Here is a 19,369-nt window from a genome sequence, read left to right on the forward strand (position 1 = left end):
TTGAGCATCGCGCCCTAAAAACTATGCTTCCCGCGCGAAACCTCGGGCGCGATCTCGATGAGGATCGCTCGCCCGGCCCCGGAGAGAAGGATGAGATCCTGCGGCCCTTCGAGCCGGAGGATGTCGAGACGTCCGAGGGAATGGATGATCGAGCCGAGCGTCACGTCGAAGGGGCCGTCCAGCACGACGAGGAAGGCTGTCGCCGTGTCCTCTGACAGCAGTGCCACGCCGGATTCCACGAAGCGTGTGCGGTGCCGGAACCGGCCACGCCGCGTCATGACGTTGAGATCCCGGATCGGTCCGGAGGGAAGCCGGCTGGTGGTCCTGTCATCGCCCGAGAAGGAGAGCTTCGGCGAGGTTCGATCGAGGCGATAGGCGACGCCTTCCACGTCGAGCTCGATGCGGTCGCCCTCGACCAGGATCAATGTGCGATCGATCTCCGGAAAGACCGAGAACGGTCCGTCCGAGGCTACATCCGCCATGCTGACGCGCCAGCCGAAGGTCTCGAAGCCAGAGCCTTCCGGGAAGGCTGCGACCTCTGCCGTGGTGCCGCCGCCGTTCTTCCAGGGAACCCGGATGAGATCGTTCTCGCGGATGACGCGGGCGATCATGGATGCAGGCTCGGCAGATTGAGGCCGAACTCGCGCGCGCAGTCGACGGCGATCTCGTACCCCGCATCCGCGTGGCGCATCACGCCGGTCGCCGGATCATTCCAGAGCACGCGTTCGAGGCGCTTGGCCGCCTCCGGCGTGCCGTCGCACACGATCACCATGCCTGAATGCTGCGAGAACCCCATGCCGACACCGCCGCCATGGTGCAGGGACACCCAGGTTGCACCCGAGGCGCAGTTGAGCAACGCGTTGAGCAGAGGCCAATCGGACACGGCGTCCGACCCGTCCTTCATCGATTCCGTCTCCCGGTTGGGACTTGCCACCGAGCCGGAATCGAGATGGTCGCGGCCGATCACGACGGGGGCCTTGAGTTCGCCCCTGGCGACCATCTCGTTGAAAGCCAGTCCCAGCCGATGGCGATCACCCAGGCCGACCCAGCAGATGCGCGCCGGAAGCCCCTGGAACTTGATCCGCTTCTGCGCCATGTCGAGCCAGTTGTGCAGGTGCTTGTTGTCCGGCAGCAGCTCCTTCACCTTGGCGTCGGTGCGATAGATATCCTCCGGATCACCCGATAGCGCGGCCCAGCGGAACGGTCCGATGCCCCGGCAGAAGAGCGGGCGGATATAGGCCGGCACGAAACCCGGGAAGTCGAAGGCGTTCTCGACGCCTTCCTCCTTCGCCATCTGGCGGATGTTGTTGCCGTAATCCAGAGTCGGCACGCCCGCCTTGTGGAAATCCAGCATGGCGCGCACGTGCTCGGCCATGGATTGCTTGGCGGCGTGCTCGACGGCCTTGGGATCGCTTTCGCGTTTCGATTCCCATTCGGCCAGCGTCCAGCCCTTCGGCAGATAGCCGTTGATCGGATCATGCGCGGAGGTCTGGTCGGTGACCGCGTCGGGACGGATGCCTCGCCGGTAGATCTCGGGAAAGATCTCGGCGGCGTTGCCGAGAAGGCCCACGGAGACCGGCTTCCTGTCGCGGCAGGATTGCTCGATGATGGCCATCGCCTCGTCGAGCGTGTCCGCACGCTGGTCGAGATAACCGGTTCGCAGGCGCATTTCGATGCGGCTTGGCTGGCATTCCACCGCAAGGCAGGATGCGCCCGCCATGGTGGCGGCGAGCGGTTGCGCGCCACCCATGCCGCCGAGGCCGCCGGTGAGAATCCAGCGCCCGCCGAGATCGCCGTTGTAGTGCTGGCGGCCCACTTCGACGAAGGTCTCGTAGGTGCCCTGCACGATGCCCTGTGTGCCGATATAGATCCACGAGCCCGCCGTCATCTGGCCGTACATCATCAGCCCCTTGCGATCGAGCTCATGGAACTTGTCCCAAGTCGCCCAATGCGGCACGAGGTTCGAATTGGCGATCAGCACCCGTGGCGCGTCCGCATGCGTGCGGAAGACGCCGACGGGCTTGCCCGACTGGACGAGCAGCGTCTCATCGGCCTCCAGATCCTTCAGCGCCGCAACGATGCGGTCGAAGCTGTCCCAATCGCGGGCCGCACGGCCGATGCCGCCATAGACCACCAGTTCGCCCGGCTTCTCGGCGACGTTCGGATCGAGATTGTTCATCAGCATGCGCAGCGGCGCCTCGGTCAGCCAGCTCTTGGCCGACAGGTCGGTGCCGTGGGGTGCGCGGATCACGCGGGCGTTGTCGATGCGGGTCATGGCAGGCGTCCTCGATCAGGCTTTGGATTGGGCGAATGTGAGGCAGGTCTGGAGAATGAGGGTCAGCGCCGCCCGCATGGGGGCGGCATAGCTCTCGTCATAGACCGTCGGCCATTGGTTCTCGGCGACGGGGCCGAGCGGCTCCCGCATGTAACCGCGGCAGGCGAGCTCCATCTGGATGGCGTGGACGCCATCCTCCGGCCGGCCGAGGCTGCGCGTGATGTAGCCGCCCTTGAACCGGCCGTTGGTCACGTGACTGAAGCCGCTGCTCGCGCAGATGGTCTCAATGGAGCCGCTCAAGGCGGACGCGCAGGTGCTCCCGCCATTGGTGCCGATGTTGAAGTGGGGAAGGGTTCCTTCGAACAGGCGCGGAATGACCGAACGGATCGAATGACAATCATAGACCACCACATTGTGGTGTCGTGCCCGGAGCCGCTCGATCTCGGCATGCAGGGCCGCGTGATAAGGGTCGAAGAAACGGGCGCGACGCTCGGCAATGTCCTCGGCCGTGGGCTCCATGCCTGCCCTGTAGAGCGGCTCCCCGTCGAATGTGGTGGTGGGGCAGAGCTCCGTCGTCGCCTGCCCGGGATAAAGCGAGGCGCCCGAGGGGTCGCGGTTCACGTCGATCACGGTGCGGGAAATCGTCGTGCGGATCACGGTTGCACCGAGATCCGCCGCGAAGGCGTAGAGGCGCTCGATCCACCAATCGGCATCCTTTCGGGCAAGCCATGGCGAGACGAGGCCGGGCTCATTGTCAGCCGGGATATCGGTGCCGGTATGCGGCAGGCTCACGATGAGCGGCGCATCGCCACGAACGACCGTCAGCCAGGACGGTTCCAGAGCCGTCATTGCATGACCTCTGGCGCAACGAGAGGCAACACGTCGTCTCCGACGGCGCTGGCGAGTGCGCCGGAGACGACGAGTGCCGTCGCCTGTTCCATATCGGGCGCCATGTGGCGGTCGTCATCGAGACGGGAGACCTTCGTGCGCAGCAGAGCACGGGCGCGCTCCAACCGATCGCTCGACCGCATCGGAGCGTGGAAGTCGCAGCCCTGACCGGCCGCCAGGAGCTCGATGCCGATGACGTTCGCGGCGTTCGCCGCCATCGGGAGAAGACGCCGTGCCCCATGGGTCGCCATCGACACGTGATCTTCCTGATTGGCGGAGGTGGGAATGGAGTCGACACTCGCCGGGTAAGCCCGCTGCTTGTTCTCGGACACGAGCGCCGCGGCCGTCACCTGCGGGATCATGAAACCGGAATTGAGCCCCGGCTTCGGCGTCAGAAACGCCGGCAAGCCCGATAGGGTCGGATCGACCAGCATGGCGATGCGGCGTTCCGCGAGGGAGCCGATCTCGCACAGGGCCATCGCGATCATGTCGGCGGCGAACGCCACAGGCTCCGCGTGGAAATTGCCGCCCGATATGACCTCTCCCGTATCGGAGAAAACGAGAGGATTGTCCGAGACGCCGTTCGCCTCCGTGCCCAGCGTTTCAGCGGCCTGGCGCAGCAGGTCGAGCACCGCGCCCATGACCTGAGGCTGGCAGCGCAGGCAATAGGGATCCTGCACCCGGTCGTCGTTGGTCAGGTGCGAGGCGCGGATGGCGCTGCCCTGCATCAGCGCACGCAGGGAGGCAGCAACCTCGATCTGCCCCTTGTGTCGCCGCAGCTTTTGGATCCTCTCATCGAACGGTCCGTCCGATCCTTTGGCGGCGTCCGTCGCCAGCGCACCCGTGACCAGGGCGGCCCGGAAGACGCGCTCGGCCTCGAACAATCCTGCCAGAGCCAGAGCGGTCGATACCTGAGTTCCGTTGAGGAGGGCCAAGCCCTCCTTCGGCCCGAGGGACAGCGGCGCGAGCCCCGCCTGCGCGAGCGCGGCCTCCGCCGGCATGCGCATGCCGTCGACCAGGAACTCGCCGACGCCCATGAGGGCCGCCGCCATGTGGGCGAGGGGGGCGAGGTCGCCCGAAGCGCCGACCGAGCCCTGACCCGGAATGATGGGGATGAGGCCTGCCGCCAGACAGGCGGTCAGATGCTCGATGGTGGACCACCGCACGCCCGAAGCGCCCTGCGCAAGGCTCGCCAGCTTGAGGGCCATGACGAGCCGCACGACGGAGGCGGGCAGGGGCTCGCCGACGCCGGCGGCATGAGACAGCACGATGTTGCGCTGGAGGGTCGCCAGATCCGAAGCGCCGATGCGGACGCTCGCGAGCTTTCCGAATCCGGTGTTGATCCCGTAGACGGGCTCGCCCTTGGCGACGATCGCCTCGATCGTCTTCGCGCCCGCCTCGATGGCGGAGCGGCAATCGGGATCGAGCGAGATGCCCGCGTCGAAATAGACGCGGCGCCAGCCGGCCAGGGCAACCGAGCCGGGGTGAAGAATCACTTTGTTTTCCAATGTCCCCTCCAGACACGCGCGTGAAGCGGGTTGAAGCCGATGCGGTAGACGAGTTCAGCGGGTCGTTCGATGTTCCAGATCGCGAGGTCGCATGACTTGCCCGGCTCCAGCGTGCCGATCTCGTCGAGCAGCCCCAGGGCGCGAGCGGCCTCCCGCGTCACGCCGGCGATGCATTCCTCGACCGTGAGGCGGAACAGGGTCGCGCCCATGTTCATGGTCAGCAGAAGCGACGTCAGCGGCGAGGTGCCCGGATTGCAGTCGGTCGCCAGCGCCATGCGGGTGCCATGTTGGCGGAAGGCCGCGACAGGCGGAGCCTTCGTCTCGCGCAGCATGTAGAAGGCCCCGGGCAGCAGCACGGCGACGGTACCGGCCTTCGCCATCGCGGCGGCGCCTTCCTCGTCCGTATATTCGAGATGATCGGCCGACAGAGCACCATACCTCGCGGCGAGCTGCGCGCCGTGCAGATTGGACAGTTGGTCCGCATGGAGCTTGACCTTCAGGCCGAGCGCGCGGGCAGCATCGAAGACCCGCCCTGTCTGCTCGGGCGAGAAGGCGATCCCCTCGCAGAAGGCATCGACGGCATCGGCGAGACCGGACCGGGCAATGGCCGGCAGCATCTGCGTACAGATCGTCTCGATGAAGGCTTCCTTGTCGCCGTTGGCCTCGGGTGGCAGCGCATGGGCGCCGAGAAAGCTCGTGGTCACGGAGACGGGTCGTTCGTCGGCCAGGCGGCGGGCTGCCCTCAGGCTCCGGACTTCCGTCTCGAGATCGAGGCCATAGCCGGATTTGATCTCGATGGTCGTGCAGCCTTCGGCGATGAGGTGGTCCAGACGGGGGAGCGCACTCGCGACGAGATCCTCCTCGCTCGCAGCCCGGGTCGCTCGAACGGTGGAGACGATGCCGCCACCGGCCCGCGCGATCTCCTCGTAGCTGGCTCCCTTCAGGCGCAGTTCGAATTCATGAGCGCGATCCCCGCCGAAAACAAGGTGGGTGTGGCAATCCACGAGCCCGGGGGTGATCCAGCGTCCCTCGCAATCGATGCACTCTCCGGCATCCACATCGCGAGGCAGGTCCTCCGCCGGTCCCGCAAAGGCAATCCGGCCATCCACCGACGCGACCGCCCCGTGCTCGACAATCCCGAGATCATCGCCGGCAAGCGTTGCAAGACGGGCGTTGAACCAGACCCGGTCGAAGCGCATGTTCCTGCTCCGGTGAGCTCCCAATAATGTCTATACATAATCGGAAGCAAGCGATATTGTCTAGACGTATTCAATCGGCTTTGATGGTCGGGTGCCGGCGTGGCTTTTTGGCGGCTCCCACGATTGAGTTCAGGCCGCTCTCGAACAAAGGTGCCTATGATGCGCAGGCTCATTCTCGATCATGCCCTCCTTCCAGCGGGATGGGCCCGGAATGTCGGTCTCGACGTGGAGGACGGCACGATCGCCGCCGTGCGGCCCGATGCCTCTCTGGAGGGACGCGAGCGCATCGCCGGGATTGCATTGCCGGGCCTCCCGAACCTGCACAGCCACACCTTCCAGCGTGGCATGGCGGGATTGGCCGAGACCCGCGGACCGGAAGGCGACAGTTTCTGGACGTGGCGTCAGGTGATGTACCGCTTTCTCGGCGCGCTTACTCCCGATGACGTCGAGGCCGTGGCGGCCTTCGCCATGATGGAAATGCTGGAGGGAGGATTCACGTCGCTCGCCGAGTTCCATTACCTCCACCATGATTCCGACGGACGCCCCTATGCCGACATCGCGGAACTGTCCGGTCGCATCGCGGCCGCGGCGCAAACGGCGGGCATGGGTCTGACGCTTCTGCCGGTGTTCTATGCTCAGGGAGGCTTCGGGGGGGCGGCGCCGACGGAAGGGCAGCGGCGCTTCATCAACGATGTCGAAAGCTATGCCCGGCTGGCGGAAGGCGCCCGCAAGGCCGTCGCCGATCTCGAGGACGCGGTTGTCGGTCTCGCCCCCCATAGCCTGCGTGCGGTGACGCCCGAGAGCCTGAAGGAGGTCGTGGCCACGGCAGGCGAGGGACCCATTCACATCCACATCGCCGAGCAGGTGAAGGAAGTCGAGGATTGTCGCGCATGGTCGGGTCAGCGTCCGGTCGCATGGCTGCTCGACCATGCGCCGGTCGACCAGCGCTGGTGCCTGATCCACGCGACCCATCTCGACGGGCGGGAGATTGCAGGCATCGCGGCCAGCGGTGCCGTGGCAGGCTTGTGTCCCATCACCGAGGCCAATCTCGGTGACGGCATTTTTGAAGGGGTCGCTTACGGCGCGGCAGGAGGACGGTTCGGTGTCGGATCGGATTCCAACATCGAGATTTCCGCGCCCGGGGAGCTCAAGCAGTTCGAATACAGCCAGCGCCTCCAGCATCGTGCCCGCAACGTTCTGGCGGAGCGGGAGGGCCGGTCGACCGGACGCAGCCTCTACGAGGGAGCGCTTAGGGGCGGTGCGCAGGCGCTGCGCCGGCGCGTCGGCGCGATCGCAGCCGGGCATCGCGCCGACCTTGTGATCCTCGATCAGACCCACCCGGATCTTGCTGCGGTGTCGGAGGATCGCTGGATTGATTCTTACGTCTTCGTCGCCGGGAAGGCGGCCGTCGATACGGTGATGGTCGGCGGCCGGTCCCTGGTGGTGAAGGGTCGCCACATCGCCCACGACGCCATTACGGCCCGTTATGCGCGCACCATGACCCGCATCGTGGCTTGAGGGAATGTCGCCAGGCATGAAACATCTCTACCAGCGCATCCGCGACGATATCGAAGCCAAGATCATGTCCGGGGAGTGGCCCCCGGGGCACCGGGTTCCCTTCGAGCACGAACTCATGGCGAAATACGGCTGCTCGCGCATGACCGTGAACAAGGTGCTGTCGACGCTTGCCGTCAACGGACTCATCACGCGGCGGCGCAGGGCCGGTTCCGTGGTCGCGGAGCCGAGCACCCGGCAGGCCGTTCTGGAGATCCAGGATTTCGCCCGCGAGGCGGCGCGCACCGGCACCGTCTATCGGTTCAGGATCCTGAGCCGATCCATCGAGCCCATCGATGCCGCCGCCGCGCAGCGGACAGGGTTGCCGCCCGGAACAGAGATGCTCTGCGTCTCGACCCTTCACATCATGGACGACGTCCCCCAGGCCTTCGAGCAGCGCCTGATCAATCTCGCCACCGTGCCGGAAGCGGACAAGGAAGCCTTCCGGGATGATCCGCCCGGCACGTGGCTTCTGAGGCGCGTTCCGTGGACGGATGCGGAGCATATCGTTCGTGCCGTCAATGCCGACGCCTCAATGGCCAAGCGGCTCCAGACACAGACGGGAGCGGCCTGTCTCGTCCTCGAACGACGGACCTGGCAAGCAGGAGCCTTCGTCACCGAGGCACGGATCACCTATCCGGGCGAAAGACATCACCTGGTCGGGCACTTCTCCCCATCGTTCAAGGGAGGTACGGTCGGTCAGGCCGTACCGTGATCGGAACCCTGCGAGCCGGCCCGCAGCGTCCTAGCGGCGATCGATGATCGTATACTCGGCGTCGATCACCTCGACGTCGGGACGCTGCTGCCGGCGCGCCTGGCGCACGCGGCGCCGAAGGTAGAAATACGAAGCGACCCCGCCCACCAGCATCAGGGGGAGCACGACGAGAAAGCCGACCAGCACCAGAGCCAGCAGGATCGCTCCTGCTGCCGCCATGATGGCCAATCTGACGAGGGTCGCCAGGAACCGGCCTGAATGAGGGCGGGTGGTTGTTGTTCTGTGGCCGATAAAGTCCATGGCGGGTTCCTCGGTTGCTGTCGTCCCCGGCCGCGAGGGCGCGGGAAGGTGTCCGACATCGCGAGCGGCAACCCACCCGCCAGAGGGGCCCGGACCCCATATCAGCTAACCTGGGCATTCAGCCGCCGAAACGCAAGAGGCCATCCCGGCCGGACCTCGAGTCCCTCCGGCGATCTTCCGATCGGCAAAGACGATCCGGAACGTTCGCGCGGATCGACGGTTACCGGATCATCGCTCGAAACCGCAGGAGACGGGGCATGGCCGAGAAGGACCTCAAGGCACTCTTTTTGCATCAGCTCAAGGACACCTATTTCGCCGAGCAGGCCATCCTCAAAGCCCTGCCGCAAATGGCGGAAGCGGCCCAGGCCGAGGAGCTGAAGGGGGCATTCGCCGTCCATGTGAAGGAAACGGAAGGCCAAGTGAAGCGCCTGGAGCAGGTGTTCCAGCTCCTCGGGGAGAAGCCCGCAGGCGTGGAGTGCAAAGCCATTCAGGGCATCATCGAGGAGGGCCGGGAGATTGCTCAGGCCTTCGGGGGCGGCGAGGCTCTGGACGCCGGGCTGATCGCGGCGGCCCAGGCCGTGGAGCACTACGAGATCACCCGCTACGGCACCCTGTTGGCATGGGCCAAGCAGCTCGGATTGACGGAAGCGGAAGGCCTCATCCAGGAGACCCTGGTGGAGGAAGAGAACACCGATCAGATCCTCTCCGAGCTGGCCGAGGACGCCATCAACCCGGCTGCCGCGACTTAGGAGCGGTGACTGAGCCGGCTCCTGGGCTGAAGGAAGAATGCAAACGACGCTGTCCCGCTCCTTCTTCGCCCGCGACGCCGTGTCGGTCGCCCGGGACCTGATCGGAGCCGTTCTGCTCGTCGACGGAGTCGGCGGACACATCGTCGAGACCGAGGCCTATACCGGCGACGACCCCGCGTCCCACAGCTTCCGCGGCCCGACCCTCCGGAACGCCGCCATGTTCGGTCCCGCGGGCCACGCCTACGTGTACCGGTCCTATGGGATCCACTGGTGCCTGAACTTCGTCTGCTCGCCGGGGAGCGCCGTTCTCGTCAGGGCTCTCCAACCGATAACGGGAATCGAGATCATGAAGGCGCGGCGGCGCGTTCATGATCTGCACCTTCTCTGCTCCGGTCCCGGCCGCCTGAGTCAGGCCCTGGGCGTGACGCACGCCCACAATGCCTTGCCGCTGGACCATGTCCCGTTTCAGCTTCTCGGCCGGGCGAGCCCGGTCGAGATCGTGGCGGGCCCACGGATCGGGATCACGCGCGCGACGGATGCGCCATGGCGCTTTGCTCTTGCGGGGTCCTGCTTCGTCAGCCGGAAGATGTGATTGTGGATGCGGGGAAGACCGCCTGCCGCATCGCAGCCGGGGCGCAAAGGAAGGCCAGCCCATGAGGCCAATCCCGAAAGAAGCGCCTCTTTGTCGCCTTACTGCCATGCTTCGAAAGGGTGGGGCGGAGCTTAATCGGAGAGGGCAGCGTGTTCGAGGATCACGGGAGCACACGGATCGACCTGGCCTGCCCCGAGTGCCGGAAGATGTTCAAGGTCCGGCTGCGGAAGCTTCAGTTCGGGGCCGATCTGACCTGCCGTCTGTGCCGGCACGAGTTCTCGGCCAAGGACGTCTCCAATCGGCCCGATGTCCAGGAGGCCCTGGCCCGCATGCACGAGATCGTTGCCCAGCGCGTGCGCTCCGTGAAGACCGGGGCGATCCCGGACGGGACCCGAGGTCGTACCGGCGACAGGCAAGGCGGTCCTATAACCCGCGCGACGGCGCCTGAGGCATCCGAGAAGGATTTGACCGGAGAAGCGCTTATCCTCCAGCGGATAGCGCGGCGGATCGGAAGCCCTTGAGGCGTTCTCAAGGAGGCACGGGTGCGGCTCCCTGTGCGCTCCGCTGGTTGCGGACCTGAAGGACATCCCCGGACGCTGCTGTCATGCTGCGGCCGAAAAGGTTCTCGGTACGCCGCGATCTATGCTAGTTTCCTTGCTGAGCAAGGCGTTTGCAGTCGAGGCGCGCCGTGATTGACGTCGCACGATGGCTGGCGGAACAGGGACTTGGACAATACGCCGAGGTGTTCGCCGCGAATGCCGTCGAGGGCGAGATTCTGTGCAGTCTCACCGAAGCCGATCTGAAGGAGTTGGGTATTTCGGCGCTGGGGCACCGCAAGAGGCTGCTCCATTCGATCGCCGCGCTTCGAACGCAGCTGGAAGCCACGGCATCCCAGCGTTACCATGAATTGCAGAAAGCAACCCCCGGAATCGCCGAGCGACGGCAACTGACCGTTCTTTTCTGTGATTTGGTCGGATCGACCGCACTGTCCGGACGACTCGATCCTGAGGATCTGCGCGAGGTCATCGGCGCTTATCAGGATGCCTGCGTCAAGGTGGCCGCCCGGTTCGATGCTTACGTCGCCAAATTCCTGGGGGATGGCGTGCTGATCTATTTCGGTTGGCCGCAGGCTCATGAGGACGACGCCGAGCGGGCGGTGTCGGCAGGGCTCGCGCTGATCGAAGCGATTTCCCGATTGAGGTCTGCTGACAATACGCGCCTGCAGGCACGCATCGGCATCGCAACCGGGCCGGTCGTCATCGGAGACCTGGCCGGGCGGGAAGCGGCTGACACGGTGATCGGAGAGACGCCCAATCTCGCGGCGAGACTCCAGACCCTTGCCAAACCAGGCGCGGTTCTCATCAGCCCGACAACGCGCCGCCTCGTCAGCGGATTGTTCGAACTCGAAGATTTGGGCCCGCAGCGCCTCAAAGGCTTCGCGAACGCGCAGACCGTGTGGCGCGTCAAACGCGAGATCCGGCTGCCGCACCGTTTCGAAGCCAAGCATCCGGTCGGCTATACGCGCTTGGTCGGGCGCGAGGAGGAGATCTCGCTGTTCTTGCATCGATGGCAGCAGGTCAAAGGCGGCGAGGGTCAGATCGTCGTTCTGTCGGGCCCACCGGGCATCGGCAAGTCGCGGCTCGTGAGTGAACTGCGCGAGCGCCTGAGAGGGGAGGCCTATGTTGCGCCTCTCTTGCAGGGCTCGCCCTTTCACACGTCCACCCCCCTGCATCCTGTCATTCACTATCTCGCTCATGCTGCCGGCCTGGAGCGTGACGATACGCCCATGGTGAAGTTCGACAAGCTGCAGAAACTGCTCGCCCCCAATACGCAGCAGCCCGATGTGGTGATCCCGCTGATGGCGGCCCTGCTTGGTATCTCGGCGGAATCCCGCAGCACGCTTGCCGACCTGACGCCGCAGCACCAGAAGCAGCTGACCCTCGAGGCAGCGGTCGAACAGCTGGAAGGGCTGGCCGCCGCGCAACCCGTGCTCTTCATCTGCGAAGACGTGCAGTGGTTCGATCCTACGACGCTCGAGCTGTTGGGACTTGTGGTCCAGCGCATCGAGCCCTTGAGGATGATGCTGTTGATCACCGCCCGACCGGATTTCCCTCTTCCCTGGGCGGGCCATGGGCGTATCACCGCGCTGTCCCTCAACGGGCTCGGACGGGAGCAGGGCGCCGCCGTCGCCGAGCAGATCGCGGATGGAAAAGTGCTTCCTGGAGAGTTGCTCGAGGAAATCCTGGAACGGACCGACGGCATACCGCTCTTCATCGAAGAGCTGACCAAGCAGGTCATCGAATCCGGAATCCTCGTCGATGCGGGATCCAGCTACACGTTGACCGGACCTCTTCTCCCGCTCGCCATTCCGGCCACGCTGCACGACTCCCTTCTCTCACGCTTGGATCGTCTTGGACGAGCAAAGGAAATTGCGCAGGTCGGAGCTGCCATAGGCCGCGATTTTTCCTACGCGATGCTGACAGCGGTCGCCGGCCGTCCGGAAAAGGAGCTGCGGGAGATGCTCGAACAGCTCGTCTCGTCCGGGTTGGTGAAGTCGGGCGGGCTGCCGCCTGCGGCGGTCTACAGCTTCAAGCATGCGCTGGTGCGCGATGCTGCCTACGAGAGTCTGTTGAAGAGCAGACGGCGCCAGATCCACGCTACTATCGCAAGAGCCCTTGAGGAGCGTTGGCCGGAAGCCAAGGACGCCCAGCCGGAGCTTCTGGCGCATCACTATGCCGGAGCCGGGCAGGCGCAGCAGGCTGCCGATTCCTGGCGGAGAGCAGCCGAGAGGGCACTCCAGCGCTTTGCCAACAGCGAGGCGATCGCCCATTGCGACAAGGCCGTGATGCAGATTCGTGCTCTGCCCCCATCCCGCGAGCAGATGCGAGCGGAACTCGAGGTGCAACTCGCCAAAGGCGTCGCGGTCCGCGCCGCCAGAGGCTACAGCGTGCCCGATTCCGAGCAGGTGTTTCTCCGAGCATGCGAGCTCTCGGAGCAGCTCGGGGATCGCGTCAGCCTCGTGCACGCACTCCGTGGTCTGTTCGGCGCGTACTACGTGGCTGCCAGGTGGTCGGACGCCGCCCGGGTGGCCCACCGCATCTGTGCCGCTACGGACGGTCTCGACGATCGCGTGATGCTGTGCATCCGTTGGATGATCGATGGCGCGACGCGGCTCTTCCGAGGCGAGCCGACGGGGGCGGTCGAATGCCTGAGGGAGGCTCTCCGGTGCTACCACGACGACGATCGCGATCAGCATATCCGGCTGACAGGACACGAGATGTCTTCCCTGATCCGCTTCCACCTCGCCATCGCCGAATGGCTGACCGGACAGCCGGAAGGAGCCTTGCGAACCGCCGATGAGGCAGTGGCGATTGCCCGCAATGCGATGCAGCCATTCTCCCTCGTCCAGGCTCTCGGCAACGGTGCACTGCTCCGGATCCTCGCCAGGGATTGGGATAGAGCGGAAGCTCTTGCCAAGGAGACGCTCGAGATCAGCATGCAGCACCGGATTCCGGATTACGTTCTGTTCGGGAATCTGCTGGTGGGCGTGTCGGCTGCCATGAAGGGCGACATTGCGCATGGAGTGGCCCTCGCGCGCGAGAGCATGGCCGGGCTGAACCGGGCCGGGTGGCAATGCTTCATTCCGATTCTGCTTGTTCATCTCGCCGTGGCGCAAGAGACGGGCGGAGAAGGAGAAGCAGCCCATGAAGCGGCCGGTGAGGCCCTGTCGATGATACGGGCGACCGGCGAGGCGGTCTGGGAGGCGGAGGCCCTGCGGGTCGAAGCCCTTGGAAAGCTGGCGAGCGGTGGCGGTGAGGCCGAGGCCGAGGCCATCCTGCAGGCCGCGGTCGATATTGCGCGACAGCAAGGGGCAAAGGCTTTCGAACTGCGCTCGGCTGTTTCTCTGTCCCGGCTGTGGGCAAAGCAGGGCAAAAGGCGCGAGGGCCACGCACTGCTTGGCCCCATCTATGCAGGTTTTACCGAGGGCTGGGGCACAACGGAGCTTCCTGAAGCGCGAAATCTCCTCGACGAGCTTCGTTAGGACGTTTCCATGAAGCATGGAGCGCTCAGCATGACGTGGATGCGCCGGTTCGTCTCCGAAGGTGCAATCCTCATGCCACGTCGGATCCTCGTGCCTTCATGCGACTGCCCCGAAATTCCCATGGGCGCCGGTCTGTTCAGAGAGCACTTCAGCTAGTCACTGTGCCACCGCGACGGTACACTTCCTCCTGGCGTTTCACGGAGGGTGCCATGGCAACCGAGCTGCGTGAATTTCTGGCCGATCTTGCGACCGATCCGAAAAGCCTTGCCGGATTCATCGTCGATGCGGATGCCGCCATGGAACAGGCGGAACTCGCCGATGAGGATCGTGCGCTTCTGCGGAGCGGCGATCTCGCAGCCATACAGGCACGCCTCGCGGGCGTGGATGCCGGTAGCGCCGCTACGCCACAAATCGTCGTGGTGGCCGGGCTGGAGCAGCTCCGGAGGATGTACGCCGACCATATGCATGCGATGCCTCCACCCGGAGCCGAGGCCTCGCAGATTGGCGGACGGCCGCAGATGCCCGCTGGCGCGGTGGCACCCCAGATAGCCCCATGGCAGCGGATGCCGGTCGGGGCCGTCGCACCGCAGGTCATCCCCTGGCAACAAATGCCTGCGGGAGCCGTGATGCCCCAGGTCCCGCCGGGGCAGCAACTGCCAGCCGGAGCCGTGGCGCCCCAGGTTGTGCCTGGGCAGCAGATGCCCGCAGGCGCCGTGGCACCGCAGGTCGCCCCATGGCAACAGATGCCGGCGGGAGCCGTAGCCCCGCAGGTCGCCCCATGGCAACAGATGCCGGCGGGAGCCGTAGCCCCGCAGGTGGCGCTCTGGCAGCAGGCGCCGCCGGGCGCTTTCGCTCCCCAGATCGGCCCGTGGCTTCAGCCACCGCCGGGAGCGGTTGCGCCGCAGATCTCGTATGTGCTGGTCCCGATGCCGATCTGGTGGCGATAGGCGGGGCCGATCCTGATCGGAAACTCATGCCTGTCCGGGCACGCTGCCCGCATGAAGGAAGGGGGCTGCTGTGTACGACGATCATCTCCTCGTGGTTGGAACGGGAATCCGGACAACCGGCCAGTTGACGGTCGAAACGGTCGCCTGCATGCAATGTGCCGCTCGGATCTTCTACATCGTCGCCGATCCCGTGGCCGAGGAGGTGATCCGACGCTTCTGCCCCGATGGAGCCGAATCCCTCTACGGTCTCTACGGAGAGGGCAAGCCGCGCATGCAGACCTATCAGGAGATGGTCGACCGCATTCTCACGAGCGTGCGGACGGGTGAGCGGACCGTCGCGGCCTTCTATGGTCACCCGGGGGTTTTCGCCTACGCGTCCCACGAGTCGATCCGGCGCGCGCGAGCGGAAGGCTACCGGGCCAGGATGCTGCCTGGCATATCGGCCGAGGACTGCCTTTTCGCGGATCTCGGCATCGATCCCTCGTCCAATGGCTGCCAGTCCTATGAGGCCACGGACTTCCTTCTCAATGCGCGCTCCATCGACAACTCGTCTCAGCTGATCCTCTGGCAGGCAGGCCTGATCGGCGACCTGACCTTTCGCCGCTATGCCTATGACACCTCGGCGATGCCGCTCCTGCTCGAGAAGCTGCTGCTCTCCTATCCGCGGACGCACCCGGTCTATCTCTACGAGGCGCCCTCGGCTCCGGGATGCGAGCCGGTGATCCGCCCGATCGTCCTGGAGCAGCTTCTCACGTCGGGCATCACGGCGACCACCACCCTCTATCTTCCGCCCGCACGGGCGACAGTGCCGGATCCCACCTATCTCAGCCGGATCCGATTGCAGCAAGGGTGATAGGGGCCCGCAAGCACGTCTCCGGGCTCCTGTCGCTCGGGTGCGCTCCCAATCCGAGACACTCCTGCCAGCTTGTTCCCGCATAGGAGAGAAAAGCCGTCGCCGGCGCTCTTCTCGATTGCGCATGGGGCATGGTAGCATGAGCCTTCAGGAATTGCGGAAGGTCATGTCTGAACCCAAGCCCCTCAGCCTTCATGTACCCGAACCGGCCGTTCGCCCGGGCGGGAGTCCCGACTTCTCGAATGTGAAGATTCCCCGGGCAGGGGCGGTTCCCCGCCCGGACGTGGACGTGGATCCGGAAGCGATCCGCGAGCTTGCCTTTTCCATCATTCGCGTCCTCAATCGGAACGGAGAGGCGGTCGGGCCCTGGGCCGGCCTGCTAAGCGACGAGGAGCTCATCGAGGGCATGCGTCACATGATGACGCTGCGCACCTTCGATGCGCGAATGCTGATCGCCCAGCGCCAGGGCAAGACGTCCTTCTACATGCAGCATCTGGGCGAGGAGGCCATCAGCTGCGCCTTCCGCAAGGCGCTCGCGCCGGGCGACATGAACTTTCCGACCTACCGGCAGGCCGGACTGCTGATCGCAGGCGGCTATTCCATGGTCGACATGATGTGCCAGGTCTATTCGAATTCGCGCGATCCGGTGAAGGGGCGTCAGCTTCCGGTCATGTACTCGTCCAAGGAGCATGGCTTCTTTACGATCTCGGGCAATCTCGCCACGCAATTCGTGCAGGCTGTCGGCTGGGCCATGGCCTCGGCGATCTGCAACGACACGAAGATCGCGGCTGCCTGGATCGGGGACGGATCGACGGCGGAATCCGATTTCCACGCGGCCCTGGTCTTCGCCTCCACCTACAAGGCACCGGTGGTTCTCAACATCGTCAACAACCAATGGGCGATCTCCACCTTCCAGGGCATCGCGCGGGGAGGTTCGGGCACCTTCGCGGCTCGCGGCCTCGGCTTCGGCATTCCGTCGCTGCGGGTGGACGGCAACGATTATCTCGCCGTCCACGCGGTTGCGAAATGGGCCATCGAGCGCGCCCGCCGCAATCTCGGGCCCACCCTGATCGAATACGTGACGTACCGGGCCGGAGCCCATTCGACCTCCGACGATCCATCGGCGTACCGCCCGAAGACGGAATCCGACGCCTGGCCCCTCGGAGACCCGATCATCCGGCTCAAGAACCACCTGACCGTGAAGGGCGTCTGGTCGGAGGAGCGGCACAAGCAGGCGGAGGCCGAGATCCTCGACACCGTGATCACCGCCCAGAAGGAGGCCGAGAGCTACGGCACCCTCCACGCGGGCGGGAAACCCTCCGCACGCGACATGTTCGAGGGCGTCTATGCCGAGATGCCGCCGCATCTTCGCCGGCAGCGTCAGCAGGCCGGAGTCTAGGCCATGGCGCGCATGACGATGATCGAGGCCATTCGCGACGCCATGGACGTGATGATGGCCCGCGACGAGAAGGTGGTCGTCTTCGGCGAGGACGTCGGGTACTTCGGCGGCGTTTTCCGCTGCACGGCAGGGCTCCAGCAGAAATACGGCAAGACGCGCTGCTTCGATACGCCGATCAACGAGTCCGGCATCGTCGGGACCGCCATCGGCATGGCGACCTACGGCCTGCGGCCCTGCGTCGAGATTCAGTTCGCCGATTATATGTATCCGGCCTATGACCAGATCGTGTCCGAGGCCGCTCGCCTGCGCTACCGCTCGAATGGTGAGTTCACCTGTCCTCTCGTGATCCGCATGCCGACCGGCGGCGGCATCTTCGGTGGTCAGACCCATAGCCAGAGTCCCGAAGCGCTGTTCACCCATGTGGCGGGACTGAAAACGGTGGTGCCGTCGAACCCTTATGACGCCAAGGGCCTCCTGATCGCTGCGATCGAGGATCCTGATCCCGTCATCTTCCTGGAACCGAAGCGGCTCTACAACGGACCCTTCGACGGTCACCACGACCGGCCCGTCACACCCTGGTCCAAGCATGAGCTGGCCGATGTGCCGAGCGGTCATTTCGTGCTGCCCCTCGGGAAAGCCTCGATCGTTCGCGCAGGATCGGCCGTAACCGTGCTGACTTACGGAACGATGGTCTATGTCGCGCAGGCGGCCGCCGCCGAGACGGGCATCGATGCGGAGATCATCGATCTGCGCACGTTGATCCCCCTCGACCTGGACACGATCGCCGCCTCGGTGAGGAAAACCGGCCGCTGCGTCGTCGTCCATGAGGCGACCCTCACGTCAGGGTTCGGCGCCGAGCTGGCGACGCTCGTCCAGGAGACATGCTTCTTTCATCTGGAGGCTCCGATCACGAGAGTGACCGGATGGGACACGCCTTACCCGCATGCGCAGGAATGGGACTACTTCCCGGGGCCGGCGCGCGTCGGCCGTGCGCTCGTCGAGACCGTGGAGGCGTGAGATGGGCGAGCATCTGATCAAGATGCCCGATGTGGGCGAAGGCATCGCCGAGGCCGAACTCGTCGAGTGGCATGTGAAGGTCGGCGACATCGTTCGCGAGGATACGGTGCTCGCGGCCGTGATGACCGACAAGGCGACCGTCGAGATTCCATCGCCCGTCGAAGGCGAGGTCGAATGGCTGGGCGCCGAGATCGGCGATGTGGTGGCTATCGGTTCGCCGTTGATCCGCCTGAAGGTAGCCGGCGGCGACAGCGTCTCCTCAGAGGCTGACGCGAAAGCGCAACTGGCGGAGCTGCCCGGGCGAAAAGGCCCGATCGAGGCTCAGGCGGACGGCGCGGTCAGGACATCGGACGCGATCGTCGAGAAGCAGGCGAAGAGCGCTTCGCCACCCCCGCCCGCCGAATCCCCGCCGGGTCCTGCCGTGAGAATGCACCGGCCCCTGGCTCCCCGGACCGAGGGCGAAAAGCCGATCGCCCCGCCGGCCGTTCGGCTCAGGGCCCGGGAGGCCGGAATCGATCTGCGCCAGGTTCCGGGCACCGGCCCCGCCGGCCGGATCACGCACGAGGATCTGGACGCGTTCCTCACCCATGGACGGCAGGTCGCGAAGGCGCCGGGGCTCGTTCAGGATACTTCGGTTCAGCACGTCAAGGTGATTGGGCTGCGCCGCAAGATCGCCGAGAAGATGGCCCTTGCGAAATCGCGCATTCCGCACATCACTTATGTCGAGGAAGTCGACGTGACGGCTCTCGAGGATCTGCGGGCGGCGCTCAACGCCAACAAGCAGGCCGACCGGCCGAAGCTCACGCTCCTGCCGTTCCTCATGCGCGCCATGGTGAAGGCCATTGCCGAACAGCCGCATCTGAACGCGATCTACGACGATGAAGCCGGCGTGGTTCATCAGCACGGCGGAGTCCATATCGGCATTGCGACGCAGACCGGATCGGGTCTCATGGTGCCGGTCGTCAGACACGCGGAAGCCCGTGACCTCTGGGGCTGCGCCGCGGAGCTGAATCGTCTCGCCGAGGCCGCAAAGGCCGGCCTCGCCACGCGGGAGGAACTGAGCGGCTCGACCATCACCATCACGTCCCTGGGTTCGATGGGCGGCATCGTCACGACGCCGGTGATCAACCATCCGGAGGTCGCCATCATCGGCGTCAACAAGATCATGATGCGTCCGGTCTGGGATGGTTCGGGCTTCATCCCCCGCAAGATGATGAACCTGTCGTCCAGCTTCGATCACCGCATCGTCGACGGCTGGGACGCGGCGGTTTTCGTGCAGCGCATCAAGACGCTGCTAGAGACGCCCGCGATGATTTTCGTGGAGGCCTGAC

The 19,369-nt window shown here is 65.4% G+C and carries 17 protein-coding genes; 11 read left to right on the plus strand and 6 right to left on the minus strand.

The window, feature by feature from the left end:
• Positions 1 to 14: 14 nt before the first annotated feature.
• Genes E4K09_RS01780 through hutI form a run of 5 tightly spaced genes read right to left on the minus strand, consistent with a single transcriptional unit; the run spans position 15 to position 5,870 of the window.
• Positions 15 to 611: a HutD/Ves family protein gene (locus E4K09_RS01780; RefSeq protein WP_134494672.1), complete on the minus strand. Its 597-nt coding sequence runs from the start codon at positions 609 to 611 to the stop codon at positions 15 to 17.
• Positions 608 to 2,275: a urocanate hydratase gene (gene hutU / locus E4K09_RS01785; protein ID WP_134494674.1), complete on the minus strand. Its 1,668-nt coding sequence runs from the start codon at positions 2,273 to 2,275 to the stop codon at positions 608 to 610. The genes E4K09_RS01780 and hutU overlap by 4 nt, the downstream gene beginning before the upstream one ends.
• A gap of 15 nt (positions 2,276 to 2,290) precedes the next feature.
• A complete protein-coding gene (gene hutG, locus E4K09_RS01790; protein WP_193557228.1) occupies positions 2,291 to 3,124 on the minus strand; it encodes an N-formylglutamate deformylase in 834 nt (277 codons plus the stop codon).
• A complete protein-coding gene (gene hutH, locus E4K09_RS01795) occupies positions 3,121 to 4,671 on the minus strand; it encodes a histidine ammonia-lyase (RefSeq protein WP_134494676.1) in 1,551 nt (516 codons plus the stop codon). The genes hutG and hutH overlap by 4 nt, the downstream gene beginning before the upstream one ends.
• Positions 4,656 to 5,870, minus strand: coding sequence for an imidazolonepropionase (hutI, locus tag E4K09_RS01800; protein ID WP_134494678.1), 1,215 nt, complete (start codon positions 5,868 to 5,870; stop codon positions 4,656 to 4,658). Before hutI ends, hutH begins: the two co-directional genes overlap by 16 nt.
• 159 nt (positions 5,871 to 6,029) lie before the next feature.
• Here hutI and E4K09_RS01805 point away from each other — a divergent pair, with 159 nt between their 5' ends.
• Both E4K09_RS01805 and hutC read left to right on the plus strand, forming a co-directional pair.
• On the plus strand, positions 6,030 to 7,388 hold the full coding sequence (locus tag E4K09_RS01805; RefSeq protein ID WP_134494680.1) for a formimidoylglutamate deiminase: 1,359 nt from the start codon (positions 6,030 to 6,032) through the stop codon (positions 7,386 to 7,388).
• A 16-nt stretch (positions 7,389 to 7,404) separates the two neighbouring features.
• Entirely contained in the window at positions 7,405 to 8,139 is a 735-nt protein-coding gene (gene hutC / locus E4K09_RS01810; RefSeq protein WP_166802102.1) for a histidine utilization transcriptional repressor HutC, read from the plus strand.
• A 30-nt stretch (positions 8,140 to 8,169) separates the two neighbouring features.
• Here the strand turns inward: hutC and E4K09_RS01815 are convergent, their stop codons facing one another.
• On the minus strand, positions 8,170 to 8,439 hold the full coding sequence (locus E4K09_RS01815) for a hypothetical protein (protein WP_134494684.1): 270 nt from the start codon (positions 8,437 to 8,439) through the stop codon (positions 8,170 to 8,172).
• A 257-nt stretch (positions 8,440 to 8,696) separates the two neighbouring features.
• Here E4K09_RS01815 and E4K09_RS01820 point away from each other — a divergent pair, with 257 nt between their 5' ends.
• From E4K09_RS01820 to E4K09_RS01860, 9 genes are all read left to right on the plus strand, one after another.
• Positions 8,697 to 9,188, plus strand: a complete 492-nt coding sequence (locus E4K09_RS01820; protein WP_134494686.1) for a YciE/YciF ferroxidase family protein — start codon at positions 8,697 to 8,699, stop codon at positions 9,186 to 9,188.
• Positions 9,189 to 9,225: 37 nt separating this feature from the next.
• Complete coding sequence (locus tag E4K09_RS01825) at positions 9,226 to 9,780, plus strand: DNA-3-methyladenine glycosylase (RefSeq protein ID WP_134494688.1); 555 nt, start codon at positions 9,226 to 9,228, stop codon at positions 9,778 to 9,780.
• A gap of 149 nt (positions 9,781 to 9,929) precedes the next feature.
• Positions 9,930 to 10,301 (plus strand): hypothetical protein, encoded by a 372-nt coding sequence (locus tag E4K09_RS01830; RefSeq protein ID WP_134494690.1) that lies wholly within the window; start codon positions 9,930 to 9,932, stop codon positions 10,299 to 10,301.
• A gap of 167 nt (positions 10,302 to 10,468) precedes the next feature.
• Positions 10,469 to 13,822 (plus strand): ATP-binding protein, encoded by a 3,354-nt coding sequence (locus E4K09_RS01835; protein WP_166802103.1) that lies wholly within the window; start codon positions 10,469 to 10,471, stop codon positions 13,820 to 13,822.
• 209 nt (positions 13,823 to 14,031) lie between these two features.
• A complete protein-coding gene (locus E4K09_RS01840; protein ID WP_134494694.1) occupies positions 14,032 to 14,769 on the plus strand; it encodes a hypothetical protein in 738 nt (245 codons plus the stop codon).
• A 70-nt stretch (positions 14,770 to 14,839) separates the two neighbouring features.
• Positions 14,840 to 15,622 (plus strand): SAM-dependent methyltransferase, encoded by a 783-nt coding sequence (locus E4K09_RS01845; RefSeq protein WP_134494696.1) that lies wholly within the window; start codon positions 14,840 to 14,842, stop codon positions 15,620 to 15,622.
• Positions 15,623 to 15,788: 166 nt separating this feature from the next.
• Positions 15,789 to 17,021: a 3-methyl-2-oxobutanoate dehydrogenase (2-methylpropanoyl-transferring) subunit alpha gene (locus E4K09_RS01850; RefSeq protein ID WP_134494698.1), complete on the plus strand. Its 1,233-nt coding sequence runs from the start codon at positions 15,789 to 15,791 to the stop codon at positions 17,019 to 17,021.
• A gap of 3 nt (positions 17,022 to 17,024) precedes the next feature.
• A complete protein-coding gene (locus E4K09_RS01855) occupies positions 17,025 to 18,038 on the plus strand; it encodes an alpha-ketoacid dehydrogenase subunit beta (RefSeq protein ID WP_134494700.1) in 1,014 nt (337 codons plus the stop codon).
• 1 nt (position 18,039) lies between these two features.
• A complete protein-coding gene (locus E4K09_RS01860; RefSeq protein WP_134494701.1) occupies positions 18,040 to 19,368 on the plus strand; it encodes a dihydrolipoamide acetyltransferase family protein in 1,329 nt (442 codons plus the stop codon).
• Position 19,369: the final 1 nt, after the last annotated feature.

Origin of the sequence: Microvirga pakistanensis (assembly GCF_004458765.1) — a bacterium.
Classification (GTDB): domain Bacteria; phylum Pseudomonadota; class Alphaproteobacteria; order Rhizobiales; family Beijerinckiaceae; genus Microvirga; species Microvirga pakistanensis.